General features: G+C 56.2%; 18 protein-coding genes and 1 tRNA gene. 8 read left to right on the top strand and 11 right to left on the bottom strand.

The genetic code is table 11. The annotated features are described in order from the left end of the window. The first annotated feature begins 146 nt into the window (after positions 1 to 146). Positions 147 to 680 (top strand): hypothetical protein, encoded by a 534-nt coding sequence (locus tag H7848_RS18560; protein WP_237072851.1) that lies wholly within the window; start codon positions 147 to 149, stop codon positions 678 to 680. Between the two features lie 79 nt (positions 681 to 759). On the opposite strand, the gene H7848_RS18555 is transcribed toward H7848_RS18560, so the two are convergent. Further along, positions 760 to 1917 carry a tyrosine-type recombinase/integrase gene (locus tag H7848_RS18555; RefSeq protein WP_208354355.1) on the bottom strand — a complete coding sequence of 386 codons (1158 nt, stop codon included), beginning with the start codon at positions 1915 to 1917 and terminating at the stop codon, positions 760 to 762. Between the two features lie 215 nt (positions 1918 to 2132). On the opposite strand from H7848_RS18555, the gene dusA reads away from it, so the two are divergent. From dusA to H7848_RS18530, 5 genes are all read left to right on the top strand, one after another. Then, positions 2133 to 3155: a tRNA dihydrouridine(20/20a) synthase DusA gene (dusA, locus tag H7848_RS18550; RefSeq protein ID WP_208354353.1), complete on the top strand. Its 1023-nt coding sequence runs from the start codon at positions 2133 to 2135 to the stop codon at positions 3153 to 3155. 51 nt (positions 3156 to 3206) lie between these two features. Then, complete coding sequence (locus H7848_RS18545) at positions 3207 to 4031, top strand: sulfite exporter TauE/SafE family protein (RefSeq protein ID WP_208354351.1); 825 nt, start codon at positions 3207 to 3209, stop codon at positions 4029 to 4031. A 133-nt stretch (positions 4032 to 4164) separates the two neighbouring features. Continuing rightward, complete coding sequence (locus H7848_RS18540; protein WP_208354349.1) at positions 4165 to 5184, top strand: ABC transporter substrate-binding protein; 1020 nt, start codon at positions 4165 to 4167, stop codon at positions 5182 to 5184. Between the two features lie 25 nt (positions 5185 to 5209). Then, entirely contained in the window at positions 5210 to 5977 is a 768-nt protein-coding gene (locus H7848_RS18535; protein ID WP_208354347.1) for an ABC transporter ATP-binding protein, read from the top strand. After that, a complete protein-coding gene (locus H7848_RS18530; RefSeq protein WP_208354346.1) occupies positions 5970 to 6815 on the top strand; it encodes an ABC transporter permease in 846 nt (281 codons plus the stop codon). Before H7848_RS18535 ends, H7848_RS18530 begins: the two co-directional genes overlap by 8 nt. A 3-nt stretch (positions 6816 to 6818) precedes the next feature. Here H7848_RS18530 and H7848_RS18525 read toward each other — a convergent pair whose 3' ends face one another. The 10 genes from H7848_RS18525 to H7848_RS18480 all read right to left on the bottom strand — a co-directional run bounded on the left by H7848_RS18525 (position 6819) and on the right by H7848_RS18480 (position 16487). Continuing rightward, positions 6819 to 7676, bottom strand: coding sequence for an ATPase (locus tag H7848_RS18525; protein ID WP_208354345.1), 858 nt, complete (start codon positions 7674 to 7676; stop codon positions 6819 to 6821). A 50-nt stretch (positions 7677 to 7726) separates the two neighbouring features. After that, positions 7727 to 8635, bottom strand: coding sequence for a DMT family transporter (locus H7848_RS18520; protein ID WP_208354344.1), 909 nt, complete (start codon positions 8633 to 8635; stop codon positions 7727 to 7729). A 102-nt stretch (positions 8636 to 8737) separates the two neighbouring features. Next, positions 8738 to 9883, bottom strand: a complete 1146-nt coding sequence (locus H7848_RS18515) for an OmpP1/FadL family transporter (protein WP_208354343.1) — start codon at positions 9881 to 9883, stop codon at positions 8738 to 8740. Between the two features lie 205 nt (positions 9884 to 10088). Beyond that, on the bottom strand, positions 10089 to 11018 hold the full coding sequence (locus H7848_RS18510) for an AEC family transporter (RefSeq protein ID WP_208354342.1): 930 nt from the start codon (positions 11016 to 11018) through the stop codon (positions 10089 to 10091). A 3-nt stretch (positions 11019 to 11021) separates the two neighbouring features. Further along, positions 11022 to 11819: an MBL fold metallo-hydrolase gene (locus H7848_RS18505; RefSeq protein ID WP_208354356.1), complete on the bottom strand. Its 798-nt coding sequence runs from the start codon at positions 11817 to 11819 to the stop codon at positions 11022 to 11024. Further along, positions 11819 to 12607: a TatD family hydrolase gene (locus H7848_RS18500; protein ID WP_208354341.1), complete on the bottom strand. Its 789-nt coding sequence runs from the start codon at positions 12605 to 12607 to the stop codon at positions 11819 to 11821. Before H7848_RS18500 ends, H7848_RS18505 begins: the two co-directional genes overlap by 1 nt. A 7-nt stretch (positions 12608 to 12614) precedes the next feature. Beyond that, positions 12615 to 13754 carry a DNA polymerase III subunit delta' gene (locus tag H7848_RS18495; protein ID WP_208354339.1) on the bottom strand — a complete coding sequence of 380 codons (1140 nt, stop codon included), beginning with the start codon at positions 13752 to 13754 and terminating at the stop codon, positions 12615 to 12617. Then, positions 13751 to 14359 (bottom strand): dTMP kinase, encoded by a 609-nt coding sequence (gene tmk, locus H7848_RS18490; RefSeq protein ID WP_208354336.1) that lies wholly within the window; start codon positions 14357 to 14359, stop codon positions 13751 to 13753. Before tmk ends, H7848_RS18495 begins: the two co-directional genes overlap by 4 nt. Beyond that, positions 14356 to 15519 carry a D-alanyl-D-alanine carboxypeptidase family protein gene (locus tag H7848_RS18485; protein ID WP_208354335.1) on the bottom strand — a complete coding sequence of 388 codons (1164 nt, stop codon included), beginning with the start codon at positions 15517 to 15519 and terminating at the stop codon, positions 14356 to 14358. Before H7848_RS18485 ends, tmk begins: the two co-directional genes overlap by 4 nt. Positions 15520 to 15536: 17 nt before the next feature. Next, a complete protein-coding gene (locus H7848_RS18480) occupies positions 15537 to 16487 on the bottom strand; it encodes an SPOR domain-containing protein (RefSeq protein WP_208354332.1) in 951 nt (316 codons plus the stop codon). Positions 16488 to 16689: 202 nt separating this feature from the next. Between H7848_RS18480 and H7848_RS18475 the strand changes: the two genes are divergently transcribed. Both H7848_RS18475 and H7848_RS18470 read left to right on the top strand, forming a co-directional pair. Next, positions 16690 to 16779 (top strand) — tRNA-Ser (locus H7848_RS18475). A 141-nt stretch (positions 16780 to 16920) separates the two neighbouring features. Next, positions 16921 to 17652: a DUF6538 domain-containing protein gene (locus tag H7848_RS18470; RefSeq protein ID WP_208354331.1), complete on the top strand. Its 732-nt coding sequence runs from the start codon at positions 16921 to 16923 to the stop codon at positions 17650 to 17652. Positions 17653 to 17774 lie beyond the last annotated feature (122 nt).

Genomic DNA, 17774 nt, shown 5'->3' with positions numbered 1-17774 from the left:
CGAGACGCCGCCGAACGCACGATAGAGGCAACATGGCGCAGGATCGGTAAGCTGCTCGACCGCTTCACCCCGCAGGAATGTGCGAATTACCTTGTCAACTCAGGATACGCTTCAACCTGATCTCATCTTGCTCTAGAGGCATAGTTTTGGACTGGGTTAAGCGGACAGATTGGTGGAGGTTGGCAAAGCTCCTCATGGCCTTGGGAGTCTCCGGCTATGTGGGGCACCGCTTTCAGCCCATGGTCGCAAACAATCCTGATGCGGTGAATACAGTTGTAACGATATTCTCAATTTTAGCCGGCTTCCTAATCGCTGTCATTACATTCATCGCCGAACCCACATTGCAGCAGGCTAAGACTTGGGATGAACTACAACGGATGAAAGAAACCGTCCGACGCAAGCTGTTTCGTCAGAAGCTCTTGTTCTTCCTTTACCTGTTAACCCTCGGGATCGCGCTCGCCATGTATCTCACACCACCGGCAATGGTTGTGGCTTTGCTCTGGCTTCAGACCGCTTTTCTCTCGCTGGCTACTTTTGTTTTCTTAGCCTCCTTCTCGCTGCCTGGTTCACTCATGAAAATTCAAATGGATCGGTACGAGGCAGCCCTCGATGAAGCACGCCCGAAGCTCGTTAGAGATGCAAAGAAAGCTGCCGAGAAAGCCCACAAAGATCCAGAATAGGCGCATTGCTAAAGTTCAGTAGGCCGGGAGGATGACCAGGACTGGAGAGTTGAAGATTTGGAGCGGCGGCATGTGTTCCTTAAGCACGTGAACGATTTTTCTTTGTCTTACGGCCGCGCTTGGTGAGCGGCTTTCGCTGCATGGCTGCGACCCTTGCAGCGCGTTCAGGCTTGCAGACCTCTTCCCACCACACCCAGTCTTGCAGCTTGTCGCCGACCTTCTCCAAGTTTGTATAGATTTCAAGCGACGACCATGCCTGGTGGCCCGACATCATGCGCACTTGAGCAGGTGACCATCCCATTTCGAAGCGCCGCGAAATAGCCTCGTGCCTAAGGTCGTGAAAGTGGAGGTCGTCGATCTCGTCGAAGAGCTTTACGAGGTCAGTGAACGCGGTCGACAACGACTCTGGGTTGAACGGAAAGATCCGCTCGTCGATCTGAGGCATCGAGAAGGCGATTTTCTGTGCATCCTCGGGAAGCAACACCCACACATCGTTCCCTCGCTTCTGTCCGGGGTGTTTCATATCACGCACAAGGATCATCCCGGTTTCTGGGTTGAAGTCGCTCCAACGCAGCCGGGTGATCTCCGAAAGACGCCGCGACGAGGTGACAGCAAAAGCAATTATCTTGTGCAAGGGACTTGCATTGCTTCTGAGTGATCGCTGATGCGCTGCTTCAATCAGCTTGTTCAGCTCTTCGAGCGACGGACGCCGCGTGCGTTTCGCGGCTTTTCCTATGATCTTCAAGCGTCGCATGGTGCGCATTGCGGTGACCATATCATCATACTTGAGCGGGACGCCGAAGCCAGCCTCAGCGACGTCAAACAGTGGATAAAGGTGCTGCATGTAGTTGTTGACAGTTGCCGGCGCGCGGCCCGCAGATTTCAGACAGCGCCCGAGATCCACCAGATAGCCTGGATTGACGTCAGAGACGGGGATATCCGTTTCCGGCATAGCTGCCAGCGTGCGCAAGCACTGGAGGACGGTCTTGCCAGCCTCTTCGCTGATGTCGTCGCGGTAACGCCGAAGTACGTCGCAGAAGCGGGTACGGTCGCGACCGCCGGGCGCCTTGCCTTCACGCCATGCTTTCTCAGTCGTTGCCGCCCACGTCTTTGCGAGGCGCCGCTGCGGGAAAGTTTGCGACGCTTGGAAAACGACTTTGCCGCCTTCTTTGATCCGAACCTGAGCTGTAAAGCTGGGTTTGCCGTTGGTTCTTTTGCGTTCAGTGATAGTAGCCATCGTTGGTCCTCGTTTTCGTTGTTGAGGACGATGGGTTCGAGTTCGGACCCGCAGAAATTGCGGTGCTTGGCCGCAGCGTAAACCATCAAGGGTTCGGCACGTGACCTCCCCACGCTGCGGTGCTACAAAACGCACTCCGAGTGCTACAATTGTAGCACCGGGTGCTAAAACAGGCGCAAATCAGCGGAAAACGCAGGAAAACAGCGAGCGGAGCAATGGACCAAAGCCCAATAAAACAAGGGAAATCCAATGTTTTCAATGCCGCGCGCCTTTCCGTGGCACCTATGATGGATTGGACGGATCGGCATTGCCGGTATCTGCATCGGCTGATGTCACGGCGTGCATTGTTGTATACAGAAATGGTAACGGCGCCAGCGTTGGTGCAGGGGGGCGCGCTGCATTTGTTGCGGTTTAATGAGGCAGAGCATCCTGTCGCCTTGCAATTAGGTGGGTCAGACCCGCAGGAACTGGCGCTGGCGGCGAAGATGGCGGCGGATGAGGGCTATGACGAGGTGAACCTGAACGTCGGTTGTCCAAGCGATCGTGTGCAGTCGGGATGTTTCGGTGCTGTTTTGATGGAACGACCGCAGCTTGTGGCCGACTGTGTGGCTGCGATGCAGGACAAATGCGACGTTGAGGTCACCGTCAAATGCCGCATCGGCGTTGATGATCAGATACCCGAAGACGTGCTGCCTGATTTCTTGCAGAAGGTCAGTGCAAAAGGCGTAAACCGTTTTGCCATTCACGCGCGCAAGGCCTGGCTGCAGGGGCTTAGCCCGAAAGAAAACAGGGATATCCCGCCGCTGAACTATGATCTGGTCCTGCAGATGAAAAAGGATTTTTCACATCTGCATATCAGCGTTAACGGAGGCATCGATAGCCTTGATCAGGCTGAAAGCTTTTTGGCGCAAGGGTTGGACGGGGTCATGATCGGGCGTGCGGCCTATCATACGCCAAGTGCAATTTTGCTTGAGGCAGACCGGCGTATCTTTGGTGACAGCCGTCAAACCACGCCTGAGGCAGTGGTCTATGCCATGTTGCCGTATATCGAACAGCATCTGTCCGAGGGCGGTAAGCTGCATCAGATCACGCGTCATATGTTGGGGCTTTTCGCCGGACAGTCGGGCGCACGGGCGTGGCGGCGGCACTTGTCGGAAAACGCTCATCGTGCAGATGCAGGTCCCGAGGTTGTCGAAGCCGCGCTGGGACACGTGACATTTGCGAAAGCGGTTCAGTAGGGCTGGCAACCCCTGATCAGCACGTGTAACTGGACCTAAAAAGGGACAGTTATGCCGGAACTTTCAACTCTGTTGCCACTGATCGCCCTGTTGCTTGCGCTTGGGGCTTTGGCCGGTGTGCTGGCCGGGCTTTTGGGCGTGGGCGGCGGCATCGTTCTGGTGCCGGGGTTTTTCTATGTGTTCAGCGCACTTGGCTATGACAGCCCCTATCTGATGCAGATCTGTCTGGCGACGTCATTGGCGACGATCATTGTGACCTCGGCCCGGTCCGTGATGAGCCACCATAAGAAAGGCGCTGTTGAATGGCCGATCCTGAAAGGTTGGGCGATAGGAATTGGCATCGGCGCGATCATTGGCGTTCTGGTCGCGGCACAGCTAAGGTCCACTGTTTTACAAGGCATCTTTGGCGGGCTTGGCATTATGATCGGGCTTTACATGGGGTTGGGCCGCGCTGACTGGCGCCTGGCTGAAACTATGCCCACCGGCATTCTGCGCGCTGTCTATTCGACGATTGTGGGCTTCCTGTCCGTTCTGATGGGCATTGGCGGCGGGTCCTTTGGCGTGCCGTTGATGACGCTGCATGGCAGGCCCATTCACAATGCAGTGGCAACCGCCGCCGGATTTGGCGCACTGATTGCCTTGCCATCCTGCATTGCCTTTCTGTTCGTTCCGATCCCCGCCGACGTGCGACCACCCCTTACAATAGGCGCGGTTAACATTGGCGCATTCGGCGTCATCATCGCGATGACCCTGCTAACCGCCCCCATCGGAGCAAGTATCGCACATAAGATGAACCCCAAGCCGCTAAAGCGCGTCTTTGCGGTGTTTCTGATCCTGGTGGCGGGGAATATGCTGCGTAAATCCCTCGGGTTCTGATCCCGCCCTATTTCTATTGCGTGAAAGATACACAGGCTGTTAGTTCTGCGGTAGTGCTTGCTTAATCGCGCAGGCGACGAAAATAATGAATATTAAAGCCTGAAAATAATACAGGTCCAAGGGAGGAACACGAATGACTAGACTTACACGCCGTGGTGCGATGGCACTGGTGGGCGGAACTGCGGCTGCCACGTTAGCCACGCCAGCCCTTTCCATGAACCGAAAGATCAATGTTGGTGCATTGCGCTTCACGAGCCACGCGGGGAACTTCACCGCCGTTGAACGTGGCTACTTTGCCGAAGCCGGTCTGGATGTGGAACTGAAGTTCTTCCAGGCGGCGCAGCCGATGGCCGTCGCGATTGCGTCGGGCGATCTGGATTATGCTGTGACTGCAATCTCGGGCGGGTTGATTTCCTTGGCAGACAAGGGCGCGGTCAAGGTAATCGGCGGCGCGCTATCCGAAGAAGCTGGCATTGACGGTCAGAAAATCCTGGCCTCGGACGGGGCTTATCAGGCCGGCCTGACTTCGCCTGCCGGACTTGAGGGCAAGATGTTCGGGTCATCGACGGCCGGATCATCGTTCCATTACATGGGGGCCAAGATCGCTATGGCCGAGGGCGTGAATGTGCGCTTCAAACCTTTGCAGAAGGTCGGCACGATCATTGGGGCGCTGAAGACCAATCAGATTGATGCCTGGGCGATTGTACCGCATATCGCCAAGCCGCTGGCAGCCTCGGGCGCTGTTCACATCATTGGCGATGTGGCGGATTATATCCCGAATTATCAGGTCACAACCGTTTTCACATCGACCACGAATGCCAACGGTGAAGAACAGATGACCAGTGATTTCCTGTCGGCCTATAGCCGCGGCGTGAAAGACTATAACGATGCCATGATCGCCAAAACCAGTGGTGATGCAGGCGTCGATGCTATGGTCGATCTGATCCACAACTACGTCTACACCGACCGCGAACGCGCCAAGGCCGCACCGTCGATCATCAACGGCACAATGCGCCTGAACGAAGGGGCGGCTTTGAACGTGGCGTCGGTTCAGGATCAGCTGGATTGGTTCAAGTCCGAAAACCTTGTCGACAGCGATATCACGATGGAGACGCTGGTCGATCCGCGCTACGTCGAAACGATCGGCGCATAGTCACAAACGAAACAGGAGGCCCGCGATGGAAATCCGCCTGTCTGGCGTATCCCATACCTATGATGATTTTGAGGTCTTGCAGGATATCAATCTTGATATTCCCGATGGCCGCATCGTGTGTATTGTCGGGCCTTCTGGCTGTGGGAAATCCACCCTGTTGCGGTTTATCGGTGGGTTAGAGCGCCCCACACATGGTGACATCGTTCAGATTGGCGACCCCCCCAAGGGTTGCCTTAATCCACTGACCTATATCTTTCAGGACTTTGCTCTGCTGCCGTGGCGAACTGTGCGCGGCAACATCAGTCTGGTTCTGGAAGATCACGGTATCGGCGGTGCCGCGGCGCAGAGGATTATTGACGATGTTCTGGCTCGGACGAAGTTATCAGACTTCGCGCATGCACTGCCCAAACAGTTATCCGGCGGCATGAAGCAGCGCGTTGCGATTGCCCGCGCATTGGCGGTGAACCCGGCGGTGATGCTGATGGATGAACCGCTGTCAGCGCTGGACAGCCAAACACGCGAACTGCTGATGGACGACCTGATCGCGCTTTGGACAAGGGCGCCCTTCACGGCTGTTTATGTAACGCACAACCTGGCCGAGGCCGTGCGCCTTGGTCATTCGATTGTGGTTCTGTCGCGCCGCCCCGGCCGCATCCGCGAAATCGTACATCTGGACAGGCCATTGGACGAACGCGCCTATGGCGATGCCGATCTGGAAGCCAAACAAAAACACCTTTGGGATCTGATGCGGGACGAGGCCCGCGCGGCCGATGCGGAGTTGATGAATGTCTGATCTGTCCCTGCCATCGGCACCCCCGGCTGACAAACCGCAGCCAACGACCAACCAACCGCAGAACGTTCCTTTTCGCGGTGGTGGGTTTCGGCCCAGGCCGATCAAAGGCATCGGTATCGCGTTGTTCGTCATTCTGATTGCGCTGGCTGAACTTGGCACGCGCACGGGCTGGATTTCCGCGTTGACCCTGCCGCGTCCATCGGATGTCTTCAGCACTTTCATCGAACTATATCAGACAGGTCTGCTGTTCGAGCATATGGCGCCTTCGCTGATGCGGTTTCTGGTTGGATCGGCCATTGGCGTTTTTCTTGGCATCGCCGTTGGCATCACTATTGGCCTTTTTTCCTTGGTACGTGCTGGGTTGGTGCCTTTGGTCGCCGCCATTTTTCCCATTCCCAAGATCGCTTTGTTGCCGCTTTTCGTCATCTGGTTCGGTATTGGCGAGGCCTCAAAATACGCCCTGATTGCCTTTGGTACATTCACACCTACTGTCGTTGCGACGTTTGGGGCCGTGGATAACGTCGACCGCACTTTGATCCGCATGGGGCAAAGTTTCGGGCTAAGCTGGTTCAGCATCGTGCGAAAGATCGTTTTGCCAGGTGCGATGCCCGGCATTCTGTCAGGCTTGCGGATCAGTCTTGCCATCGGGATCATTCTGCTGGTTGCGGCCGAGATGATCGGGGTTGAGTTCGGAATTGGATCCTACATCAACGAAGCTGGTAATCTGTACGATCTGGAAAGGCTATTTGCCGGTGTTGTCATTCTTTCAATTTTCGGAGTGCTGGTCAGCGCGCTGATCGGCCTGATTGAAAAACACCTGCTGAAATGGCGCAGTTAGGATTCACCGCCGATCTATCGCCTCTGCAATAAGCTGCCCGAAATCATCGGCTGTCTTGGTGTCTGCAACCTGTTCAGCGGTCACTGTCACGCCCCATTGGGCCATCGCGGCATAGCGTGGCTGGCGATGGGCAAGGGCTTTGGCATAGGTCCAGCGGACAAAATGATCGGGGTCGACCTGATCGGGTGTCACGTTTTCACCCGACAGATAGTCGTTCCAGCACTTCAGAAGGAATTCGGGTTGATAGCACATTGGCTTTGGCGCTTTGTCAAACCGTCGCACAAGTTCATCGGTATGGGCGTCCGACCCCTTGATCCAGACCATCAACGCAGCATCTGACAGCGCCTTTAGAACAGGGTCATCTTTGTCCTCTGGATCAACAACCTCACATATCGATCCGCCTGTATCGCAGACGAAGTTATGATAGCCATAGATATCGCGCGCGCGGTTAATGAAATGCGGCGTGTCCAGCAGTGCAGCGACTTCGGCCGTATGATGTTGCGCTTGCCTGCGCTGGTATTCCGCAAAGGGTAGCCCACCTTGATCAGGATCGCCCGGTTTGCCCAGATAGGTCGATAAAGGTGCAAGATTATTGAAAGTGATGTTCGACCCGATATAGATCGAGTCCGACATGAGAAGGTCGCGCAGAAAGGGCACCTTCATCGCCTCACGCTTGGCATTATCAGCAATATGTTCGCCCATATAACGGGTGCCGATCCTGTAATCGACCGAGTAATGAAACCAGTCGCCGCTGTCGCGTAACAGATTGGAAATATGGGTTTTCCCAAGGCCCGACATCCCAAAAAGAACAACGCGCTTGTCGGGGGCAGACAGCCAGTCATCGGCGGTGGGATAGATCATGGGGTCTCCAACATTTAGTCTGATGTTGGTAGACGGGTGCTGGTGATCCGTCAATGCGCCCTGAGCTTTGCCAATAATCGACCGTCCAGAATAATCAGGCCAAGGGCCAGAAGGCCGAAGCCGACGAAGGCTTGGGTCGGCAGCACCTCATCCCGGACGATGGCGCCCAGGATGATGGCGACAGGCGCGATCAGCAGGGTGCACAGCAACAGGTTGCCACTGCCGGCAGTCGCCAGAACGCGGTAGTATAGCAGATAGGCCAACGCGGTGGCGGCGATGGCGTAATAGGCGATGGCGATCCAAGTGTCCGTTTGCAGGTCAAAACTGATCGGGCCTTCGAATACCCAGGCCACCGGGATCATGATCAGGGATGAAGCCGTCAACATGCCCGCAGCAGCCATCTGTGGCGGTAAGTGGCTGAGTTTTGCGCGCGCCCAGGCCCCCGCAAAAGCGTAGCTTATGGTGCCACCAATGACCGCAAGCTGCGCCATTGATCTGATGTCAAAGTTTAACAGGTTTTCCAGCCCGATTGCGGTTGCTACCCCTAGAAAACCCAGTGTCACACCAATGGCGCGGGTTGCGGTCAGTCGTTCGTCGGCAAAGATAATCGCGGCAATAATCACACCGAAAATCGCGGTCGCGGCATTCAGGATCGAGGTCAGGCCGGTTTCGATATAAAGCTGCCCCCAGGCCATCAATGTAAAGGGTATGACATTATTCAAGCATCCCATGACCGCAAAGGCAGCCCACGTTTTCAGGTCTTTTGGTAGGGGCAGGCGGCGCGTCAGTATGACCGCCCACAGGATCAACATGGCCCACCCGGTACGATGCGCGACCGAGGTCAACGGCCCGATTTCATCCAGTGCCACCCGGATCGACAAAAACGACCCGCCCCAGATGGCGGATAACAGGATTAGTTCGACCCACGCGCGGGCGGAAAGAGATTTTTGTGGTGCCATTGGCCGGTTATGCTGAACTGTCTTCCGCGCAACCACCCGAAACCTGCGCAAAAGAAAACCCCGCCACAATGGGCGGGGTTTGATTTGTCGCTGAAGCAGTTTTTAGAACTGATATCCGATCTGAAGACCATATGCGATAGCGTAGTTATCTTCGAACTCGCCGAGTGTGACGCCAGATGCACCACCTGTAAGAGCTGAAGGTGCCTCGGTTTCGGCGTCACCAATCCAGATGTATCTGGCACCGCCGGTGATCTCAACATTTTCGAAAGTGTATGTTGCAGCCAACGTGACGCTAGTGAACCCATCTGTTGGTCCAAGGTTGCCGGAAAAACCGCCGCCCGGACCTTCATATCCTAACGATACTGCTCCAGCCCAATTTTCAGTGAAACGACGACCAATACCAAGTTCATAGGTAATCGTGTCGTCATCATAATCGACAAGCGAGTTACCGATACGATTTTCATACTCTGTCGGAGTAATGTCAAACTCTGTCCAGTCAACCCAACGGATTGAGCCGAAGACCAGTGTATCAGGTGCTACGCCTGATTGAAATTCAAGCATCAATGACTGAGGTACAGTCGTTTCAAAGCTTGTGCTGGCATCCGCAAACCCCAGTTGAGTTTCATCAGCATTAAATTCATGGGTAATCTCTGAATGGTATGTCAGGGCCACGCGCAAAGCGATGTCAGGACGCTCATAGGCTGCACCGACGAGATACCCCCATTCAGAACTTGTGTCTGTTTCCATTTCATACGTAGTGAAAAGCGAGACTTCACCTTCGACACGTTGATTTTGGACACCGCCGTAAATACTAAAGTTTTCATCTATATTGTACTTTAGAATTGCCCGAATACCGACAGAGTCAATACTGGCTGATGATCCCAGCGGGCTAAGGCCACCGCCATATGCATAGTCTGTATCATTTGCATAATTGACGTCGGCGCCAACTGGTTGATCAAGTATAAACGCCAATTCGACCTGATCATTTACCGGCGTTTTGAACGCCAGATTGAAGTTTGTGTAATTTCCGATGACGTCGCCGCTTTTTGAACCTTCTAATGTTCCTGCGCCTAAGGTAACCTGCTGTTCACCTTCGACATCTGGCCTCACGCGACTGAAACCCAATTGTGCATATGTTCCTTCTTCGAATAGGATGCCCACAGATTGTGTCGATCTTTCAATTCCCCCCGCAGTCGCTGTGCCTGCACCCGCCGCTAGTACGGCGGCAGTCGTCAGAACTCTTTTCATGTCCTCTTCCCTATTATGACGATTATTGCTGAAAAGACCGTACAAACGTCATAATCGTTCGGTCAATTCGGAACGCTACGTAATGTCGCGGTAATTATCTTTCGTATCCTTTTCGTCGCACTTTATAGGGGAATTACTGAACTAAGTGGTTCATTTTTATAGGATTATTAAGAATTGGTTAAGCAACCCAGGGGTTGTGTTGCGATCAGGATAGCGCTGCAAGCCACAGCCAGGTGGTCAGAATCGACAAGGTCGTTCCGATCAGAACACCGGATGCTGCGACGCGTTTGGCGACGCCGTACATATTGGCGAAGATATAGGTGTTGATGCCCGGCGCCATCGAGGCCGTCAGGATCGCTGACCGGAATGCCTCGGGCGACAGGTCCAGCCAAGTGCCCAGCCCCCAGACCACTGCCGGATGCAAGATCAGGCTGACGGCACAGATGTAAAGGATTGTGCGCATGTCGCCCTCGGGCTTATACCGCACCAGAACGCCACCCAGTCCGAACAGGGCGGCAGGCAGGGCGGCGCGGATCATCAGGTCAAGCGCATCCTGAAATGTGCCGGGCAGGACGATGCCTGTCAGATTGACAACAAAACCCAGGGCGATGCCGATGATCAGCGCGTTGGAAAACATCGCCTTCAGGACAGACCCGGTCAAAGCCAGCCCGGATTTGCCTTCGGCGCGGACGATCTCCATTACCGTAATCCCGACCGCATAGCAAAACGGCGAATGGATGGCGATGATCGCGTAATTGGCGGTCAGTGCGTCAGCCCCATAGGCGCGTTCGGTGATGGGCAGGCCCAGAAGTACCGAGTTCGAAAACAACCCGCAAAACCCAATCGCCACGCTATCGGCCCATGGGCGTTTGAAGATGTACCGCCCGCCCAGAAGGCCCGCCAGAAAACCGGCAGTGGCCCCGGCATAAAAGCTGATCAGCAGTCGCGGGTCGAAATTTTGCTGCAGGTCCAGGTTCGCTATGGCGTTGAACAGCAGGCAGGGGATGGCGAAATTCTGGGTGAACTTCATCAACCCGTCGACAGCTTCATCGCTGAAGTACCCCTTCCACACGGCCAGATATCCGAAGCCGATGACCAGAAAGACCGGCAGGATGACATCAAGCAGCGCGGCCAAGCGTCAGACCTCGTAGGTGATGGTCATGCCATCATAGGCGGGGGCGATGTGGTCGGCTGTCTCGTTCAGGACAGTGTCGTAGTCCAGATCAATGTGCATATTCGTCAGTATGGCACGCCGCGGTGCGGCGCGGGCGATCCATTCCAGCGATTTTTCCAGATGCAAGTGCGTGGGGTGCGGTGTGCGGCGCAGGGCGTCGATGATCCAGCAGTCCAGGTTTTCCAGCATAGTCCAACTGTCGTCATACATCTCGGCCGCGTCGGGCAGATAGGCCAGGTCACGGACGCGGAAGCCAAGCGCATCGATGGCGCCGTGATTGACCTTGAAGGGGCGCAGTGTCACATCGCCGCCCGCGCCATAGATTGTCACATCGCCTTTGATCGTGTGCATCTCAAGAATGGGGGGATAGGGCGATCCTTCGGGCTGCACAAAGGCGTAGCCGAAGCGGGAAAACAGATCATTCTGCGTGTCGCCATCGGCCCAGACGGGCAGGCGCTGGCGGATGTTGAAGACAATCATACGCAGATCGTCCAGCCCGTGCACGTGATCCGCGTGAGAGTGGGTGTAGACGACAGCGTCCAGCTCGCCCACGCCCGCATCCAGAAGCTGGCTGCGCAGGTCGGGCGAGGTGTCGATCAGCACACGCGTTGTTCCCCCGTCGCCGGTTTGTTCGATCAGCAGCGAACAGCGGCGGCGGGTGTTTTTGGGATTTTCCGGATCGCAATCGCCCCAATGCCCGCCAAGGCGCGGCACACCGCCCGAGGACCCGCATCCAAGGATGGTAAAGCGCAGCGTGGCCATCATGCGGCCTTTGCAAACAGGCGGTTGAAATTCGCCGTCGTCTGCGCAGCGAAATCGGCGTAGCTGAGGCCGAACAGGTCGGCGCCGACCTGGGCGGTGTGGATGGTATAGCTAGGCTCATTCCGTTTGCCGCGATAGGGCGGCGGGGCCAGATAGGGCGCGTCGGTTTCGACCAGAATGCGATCCACCGGGGCGGCTGCAAAGATATCGCGCAGGTCCTGGCTTTTGGGGAAGGCCGCGATGCCGGACATCGACAGATAAAAACCAAGATCAAGGGCCGCCTGTGCCAGTTCTGCGCCCGAAGAAAAACAGTGCATGACGCAACTGAAAGCACTCTTGCCATATTCATCAGTCAAGATACGCGCCATATCCTCATCGGCCGCGCGGGCATGGATGATCAGCGGTAATCTGGTCTGACGTGCGGCCTCGATATGCACCAGCAGGCTTTCGCGCTGTTGCGGGGCGCTGTCAGCGGTATAATAGTAATCCAGCCCGCTTTCGCCGATGCCAACAAACTTGGGATGCTCGGCCAGCTTGACCAGCTCTTCAACTGCCACCATGGGCTCGTTCGCGGCACTCATCGGGTGGGTGCCTGCGGCATAAAAAACGGGTCCGTATTTTTCAGCAATCGCGCGCACCTGCGGTTCCTGCCGCAGTTTGGTGCAGATTGTCACCATTCGTGTCACACCTGCCTGAACGGCGCGGTCGACAATCTGATCCCGTTCAGCGTCAAAGTCAGGGAAATCAAGATGGCAATGGCTGTCGACAATCTGGGGCGTGCTGCTCATGGGGCCTCTAACGGGTCGCAAACCGCTGGGCGGTTTGATCAATCTTGAGCACCATATCAAGGATCAGCGACGCAGGGTCAAGGTTGACCGCCTTACCATGGCGCGCGCGGGCCGAAAGCGTCTGTTGCAGCTCAGCCCAATCGCGGGCGGCGGCGGGGTTGGGGGCCAGACGGGCCAGCAAAGGGGCTTCTCCATCAGCGGCCTCTGACGCGGGTGGGCCTTTGACACCGGCTTGCGCTGTGCGGGACAAGAAAAAGTCGATCAACCGCAGCAGCAGATCAAAGCGTGGCTCATTGGCACGGCCAACGACGCTCTCGCCCAGCTTAAGGGTGCGCGGGCGGTCGATATCTGGGGCCGTGCCGATCAGATCGATGATGGACTGATACGTCTCAAGCCCGCCCATGTTCAAAAGCCGGATCGCCTCACCGACTGAACCATCGGCGATCGTGGCCAGATGATGTTCATTCACATCCAGATCGACGCCTGTTGCAGTGATTGCGGCGTGCATGTCGTCGGGCGCAAGTGGCAGGGCGCGCAATTCGCGACAGCGGGACCTGATCGTTGGCAAAAGGCGCGAGGGCTGGTGGCAGATCAGCAGCAGAACGGCGTTTTCAGGTGGCTCTTCCAGCAGTTTCAGGATCGCATTGGCGGTCTGAACGTTCATCTCGTCGGCTGCGTCGATGATCACAACGCGCCGTCCACCGTCAGCTGCCGACATCGCGAAGAAGCCTTTCAGCTTGCGCGCTTCGTCCACGGTAATCACGGTCTTCAGCTTGGGGTCGCGTTTGTCCTTTTCATCAACGGCGCGGCGCAGAACAAAAAGGCCCGTTTCGCTGCCCGCGCGGATGCGCCTGGCGACGGGGTGGTCGGGGTCGATGTCAAGGGTCGTGGCCGGTTCAGGATCGCCAAACAAACCATTGTCACCTGGTGGCGGAGCGGTCAGCAAAAATCGTGCGATGCGATAGGCCAGTGTGGCTTTGCCGACCCCCCGCGGGCCGGTGATCATCCAGGCGTGGTGCAGACGGCCTGAATTGAAAGCCTCAAGAAATGCTGCCTCGGCCGCCGTTTGCCCGACAAGATGATGGGTTTCGCGCGGGTGGGGCGCGCCATCGACGCGGTCGGCTTCAGGCAGGATGATATCGCTCATATCCGGGCTTGTGCCACGGACAGAATGTCGGCTGCAATGGCCTGAATGCTGCGGTTGCCATCGATCAGATGGCAACGATCGGGGAATTCCTGCGCAAGGTCCAGAAAGCCCTGTCGCAGCCGCGCCTGAAAGCCTTGACCCATGTCTTCGAACCGATCCTCACCGCTTTGGCGGGCCAGGCCACGGGTTAGGGCAATGTCGGGGTCCATATCAACGATGAATGTTAGATCTGGTTCACGTCCGATCATTTGGGCGTGCAGGCTGTCAACGACATCGCGCAGATCGCCACGCGTGGCACCCTGATAAACGCGCGTACTGTCGGCAAACCGGTCCGAGATCACGGTTTTCCTGGCCTCTAACGCAGGCAGGATTGTTTTTTCCAAATGATCCCGCCGTGCCGCAGTGAATAGCAGGATTTCAGTTTCTGCTGACCAGCGGTCGGGGTCGCCTTCGACCAATAATCGGCGTATTTCCTCAGCCCCAGGTGATCCGCCCGGTTCGCGGGTCAGGATGCTGCCTGGCAGGGCCTCGGCCAAAAGACGGGCCTGGGTGGATTTCCCGGACCCGTCAATGCCTTCGAATGTTATGAAACAGCCTTTGCTCAAGAAGGCTCTTCTGTCTGCGTCTCGGACCACTGGCGCCACAGAACTTGGGTCACCGTACGCATCCGGGGCAGAAAACCACCCTGTTCCACATCGGTGGCAGCGACCAGAGGCACGCGGCGTTCGGGCAGATCGGGCAGCCGAATAACCAGCTCGCCATAACGCTCACCCGCCGTAATCGGTGCTTCGATCGGGCCCTGATAAACCACTTCGGACACGATCTTGTCCCGGTCCAGGATCGGAACCAGAATATTCAAGTCCTCTTCCGGGGTCAGGCCCACTGTTGCGGTGGCACCGTTCCAGACCTCGGCCTCGGCCAGAACCGTATCTGCGGTGGCTACCTGTTTTTCAGCAAACTGACGGAAGGCCCATTTGACAATCCGGCGGGATTCAGCGGCGCGCTCAGCGGCGGTGTCCAGCCCGGTGATGACAAAGATCACACGCCTGTCGCCCTGTTTCGCGGAACCGACCAACCCAAAACCCGCCTCCCGCGTGTGCCCGGTTTTTAGGCCGTCGGCGCCGATATCCATACCCAAAATGGGGTTCCGGTTGCGCGTGTTCTGTGGCGCCCGGCCATCAAATTCGAACTTTTCTTCCGCAAAGAGCGGATAGAACGTCGGATAGTCTTTGATCAATCTGTCGGCCAGTATTGCCAGATCTTTCATGCTCATCCGATGACCGGGTTCTGGCCAGCCGCTGGCGTTGGTGAAAACAGAATGGGTCATCCCCATTTCACGCCCGCGGGCCGTCATCATCCGGGCAAAGCCAGCTTCGGTTCCGTCAATCGACAAGGCCTCAGCCACAACGACACAGGCATCATTCCCGCTCATCACGATCATGCCGCGGATCAGATCCTCGACCGTTGGGCGATCTGTGGTATCCAGAAACATGGTCGAGCCACCATAGCTCATCGCGTGTTCTGACACGGGCAGGCGATCATCCAGCTTAAGCCGCCCGTCCTGCACCGCCTCAAACGTCATATAGATCGTCATCAGCTTGGACATCGACGCGGGCGGCAATGGTTCTTCGGCGTTTTTGCTTAGAAGGACGGTGCCTGTATTCTGATCCAGAACATAAGCCGCCGTCGCTTTGGTATCATAGGCGACGGCGGTGGTGACAGTCAGTAGAAGTAAAGCGCAAGCAGCAAGAATCGATCGTATCATGATAGCCCCGGCAAGGATCAGTTTTCGACGTTATATGCCTCTCTATACCCCTGTGCCTTGATGGTTTGTAGCCAAAATGATCGTTCTGAGCGTGAGGATGCCGGGCCAACTATAACACGATAAAGTGTGGTCCCCGCTTCCTGGGTTTCGCGAATGCGTCCGTCGATATCGATCAGACGCAACTGATCGACGGTGCGCTGGGCGGTTTCGGTATCGGTGTAAAGTCCAACCTCGATAAAGGGTTTGCGCAGGGCAAAAAGCCCCTTGCGTTCTTCGGGGTCAGCCGGTTTGACCGCAGCGGGTGTGATGGTGCCGTCTGGCGCGGTCGTGCCGATTAGGGCCGGTTCTGCGACAATTTCATTTTCAACGGCAGTGCCAAGCGGTTCTGCTTCTGCCTGCGCGATGGCTGCGGCCGCCGCTTCGATCGGATCATCAAGTGATTTCGCCGGGTCCAGCTCTGTTGCTTCGATATCTGATGGTGCGCCAAGCGGTTGCGTTTCGGCCGGAGCATCGGCTGCCGGGCCCACCTCAACCGTTTCGCTGCGCAGGGCGACAACTTCAAGCTCAACAGGCTGCCCGGCGATCAGACCAAGATCCTTGGCTGCATCGGATGACACCTGAATACGGGGACCAGGCAGTTCGCGTTCCCTGCGGAACAGCGCGCCGACGATGGAATTGCCGGTCTGGACGTTGCGAATGATCGCGCGCTCGGGCTGATCGACGTCCGGGTGCGCGACCCAGACACCGCCCAAAGACGGACGACCATCCCAAAGCCCGGTTTCGCGGGCCAGAAAGACTTCCGGCGATTCAACATCGCGTTCAACCTGACGCAACGGTTGGATTGCCGTGCGTGTTGCAGGACGATCTGCATTTGTACCGTTCAGATTAGCAAAGCCAGAGTTTTCACATCCGGCCAATAAGATAATGGCTGTTGTAGCCAGTATTACTGGAATTTTTACGCCTGTCATTGAGTAGCCCTCAATTATTGTACCGCTCGACCACATTTTGTGGCTTGTTATTCAGACCCTTTTCGGGCCATTTGCCTCGATTTTTCATTAGTGTAGCGCCTGCTTTCGCATTTGGAAAGAGTCTGCAGTGCATTCGGTGTGTTTTTACGGTGTGGAAAGGACTTTCAGAATCACTTTCAGGACGCTAGTGATCACCGCTACCGGAGGTTTGGCAGAGTGGTCGAATGCGGCGGTCTTGAAAACCGTTGGGCGTGAGAGCGTCCCGTGGGTTCGAATCCCACAGCCTCCGCCAATTACCAAAATCCAAAAATCTATAATACTCTGATAATAAATGATAATTCATCATTTGTTGTTTTCGCGCTGATCGTGCCGTCTTGTTTTGCTACACAATTTGCTGCACATTTTGCTATACATTGTCGGACGAATGGACAGCATGGCACTTCTCAAAAGAAACCAGGTTTTCTATCTCAGGCGGCGCGTTCCGCGGCGTTATCAGCCCGTTGAACAGCGTGCCGTGGTCTGGATCAGCCTGCATACAGACTCCGAAACTGTTGCAAAAAACAAAGCAGAACGTGCCTGGGCGCAGCTGGTTGAGGCCTGGGAGGCCCGTCTTGCAGGAGATACTGAGGATGCCGACGCCCGCTATGAGGCGGCCCGAGAGCTCGCGCGGCTGCGCGGCTTTCGATATATCGACATCGATCGCGTATCTCGGTTGCCGACCTCAGAGTTGATCAATCGCATTGATGCCGTGTCCGTATTGGCCGACCGGCCCGAGAAAGCAGAGGTCGCCGCTATCCTGGGCACGGTGCCAGAGCCGCAGATCACCGTCAGTAAAGCCTTGGCGCTCTATTGGGATCTGGCGCGCGACAAGACCTTTGGCAAAAGTGCTGACCAGCTGCGCCGCTGGCGCAATCCGCGCATCAAGGCTGTGCGCAATTTCATAGCGACGGTGGGAGACAAGCCCATTGAGGCCATCACACGGGACGACATGCTGGATTTTCGCCAGATGTGGCTGGAGCGGATTGAGACAGGTGAGGTGACAGCTAATTCCGCAAACAAAGATCTTCTGCATCTTGGCGGCGTCTTGAAGACCGTCAATACCCTAAAGCGGCTCGGACTGGCCCTGCCCTTGGGGGAACTGTCGTTCAAGGAAGTATTTCGTTGAAAAACTCTTCTTGATCGAGGGGGCATCCGCTGCTTCAATTCCAATATTGGTTGGGAGATTTAGGGATGCTGGGACCAAAGCAGGAAGCACAGGCGGCGCTGTTCTATGAGTTCTCTCTGGAA

Origin of the sequence: Pseudaestuariivita rosea, from assembly GCF_017592335.1 — a bacterium.
GTDB classification, from domain to species: Bacteria; Pseudomonadota; Alphaproteobacteria; order Rhodobacterales; family Rhodobacteraceae; genus Parasulfitobacter; species Parasulfitobacter rosea.
The sequence above is the reverse complement of the archived record's forward strand: the minus strand, read 5'-3'. Positions and strand labels throughout refer to the sequence as shown.

Bases quoted from the DNA above. Each gene is read 5' to 3' on its own strand.
- H7848_RS18555 (WP_208354355.1), bottom strand. From the start codon at position 1,917: ATGGCTACTATCACTGAACGCAAAAGAACCAACGGCAAACCCAGCTTT.
- dusA (WP_208354353.1), top strand. From the start codon at position 2,133: ATGGACCAAAGCCCAATAAAACAAGGGAAATCCAATGTTTTCAATGCC.
- H7848_RS18545 (WP_208354351.1), top strand. From the start codon at position 3,207: ATGCCGGAACTTTCAACTCTGTTGCCACTGATCGCCCTGTTGCTTGCG.
- H7848_RS18540 (WP_208354349.1), top strand. From the start codon at position 4,165: ATGACTAGACTTACACGCCGTGGTGCGATGGCACTGGTGGGCGGAACT.
- H7848_RS18535 (WP_208354347.1), top strand. From the start codon at position 5,210: ATGGAAATCCGCCTGTCTGGCGTATCCCATACCTATGATGATTTTGAG.
- H7848_RS18530 (WP_208354346.1), top strand. From the start codon at position 5,970: ATGTCTGATCTGTCCCTGCCATCGGCACCCCCGGCTGACAAACCGCAG.
- H7848_RS18525 (WP_208354345.1), bottom strand. From the start codon at position 7,676: ATGATCTATCCCACCGCCGATGACTGGCTGTCTGCCCCCGACAAGCGC.
- H7848_RS18520 (WP_208354344.1), bottom strand. From the start codon at position 8,635: ATGGCACCACAAAAATCTCTTTCCGCCCGCGCGTGGGTCGAACTAATC.
- H7848_RS18515 (WP_208354343.1), bottom strand. From the start codon at position 9,883: ATGAAAAGAGTTCTGACGACTGCCGCCGTACTAGCGGCGGGTGCAGGC.
- H7848_RS18505 (WP_208354356.1), bottom strand. From the start codon at position 11,819: ATGGCCACGCTGCGCTTTACCATCCTTGGATGCGGGTCCTCGGGCGGT.
- H7848_RS18500 (WP_208354341.1), bottom strand. From the start codon at position 12,607: ATGAGCAGCACGCCCCAGATTGTCGACAGCCATTGCCATCTTGATTTC.
- H7848_RS18495 (WP_208354339.1), bottom strand. From the start codon at position 13,754: ATGAGCGATATCATCCTGCCTGAAGCCGACCGCGTCGATGGCGCGCCC.
- H7848_RS18485 (WP_208354335.1), bottom strand. From the start codon at position 15,519: ATGATACGATCGATTCTTGCTGCTTGCGCTTTACTTCTACTGACTGTC.
- H7848_RS18480 (WP_208354332.1), bottom strand. From the start codon at position 16,487: ATGACAGGCGTAAAAATTCCAGTAATACTGGCTACAACAGCCATTATC.
- H7848_RS18470 (WP_208354331.1), top strand. From the start codon at position 16,921: ATGGCACTTCTCAAAAGAAACCAGGTTTTCTATCTCAGGCGGCGCGTT.